The 290-nt window shown below is 57.6% G+C and carries 1 pseudogene; it reads left to right on the top strand.

Annotated features, from left to right (window positions below):
* Window positions 1-171: pseudogene (locus tag ABT56_RS24705) on the top strand (major capsid protein P2); the annotation flags it as partial.
* Window positions 172-290 lie beyond the last annotated feature (119 nt).

Raw genomic sequence — 290 nt, 5'->3', positions numbered from 1 at the left:
GGGTGGTTCAGCCTCGCCTTTATCCGCTATGGCTTTGGTGCTGACGGCATGTTGAACACTGCCGCCCGCAGCCAGTTGGCGTTCGAGCTGGACAAGGAAAGCGTGGGCAGTGTGCCGGTTATCGTCGAAGCAGTGGAGCAAGTCACGGCGTTGCCTACCAAGCAGGCATAAGGGGGCGCGATGGAAAACTTCGGCACCATCTTCGACAACATTGGCGAAACGCTGGGCGGTATTTGGGATTCTACGCTGGAAGGCGGCGAGCAGTGGGTTGATTCATGGTTTGACCATGA

It is taken from the genome of Photobacterium aquae (assembly GCF_001029445.1).
Lineage (GTDB): Bacteria > Pseudomonadota > Gammaproteobacteria > Enterobacterales > Vibrionaceae > Photobacterium > Photobacterium aquae.
Note: the sequence above shows the minus strand (reverse complement) of the source record. Positions and strands in the feature narration are given on the sequence as shown.